Annotated in this window: 1 protein-coding gene; it reads left to right on the top strand. The window is 66.7% G+C overall.

Annotation, left to right across the window (positions count from 1 at the left end):
* Positions 1-23: 23 nt before the first annotated feature.
* Positions 24-222, top strand: a 199-nt coding sequence (locus KLP42_RS27530; RefSeq protein WP_215571176.1) for a hypothetical protein, incomplete at its 3' end; no start/stop codon positions are given.

Below are 222 nucleotides of genomic sequence, written 5' to 3'. Positions count from 1 at the left end.
AAGCGGCCAACGGTTCGGTCGGTATGACGGCTGAGACGGCGCTTGCGCTTGCTTCCAACGCCAGCGTGACCGCCACGGGGACCGGCGGCGTGTCTCTGACGGCAACGACGGGTGATCTGACGCAGGCATCTGGCTCTCTCATTGACGGCGGCACGGGTGACGTGATGCTGTCGGCCGGTACGGATGCCAAGCTTGGCCGTGTGACGACCGCGGGTGCGGTGT

The sequence above is a fragment of the Rhizobium sp. CSW-27 genome, assembly GCF_018760785.1.
Lineage (GTDB): Bacteria > Pseudomonadota > Alphaproteobacteria > Rhizobiales > Rhizobiaceae > Neorhizobium.
Note: the sequence above shows the minus strand (reverse complement) of the source record. Positions and strands in the feature narration are given on the sequence as shown.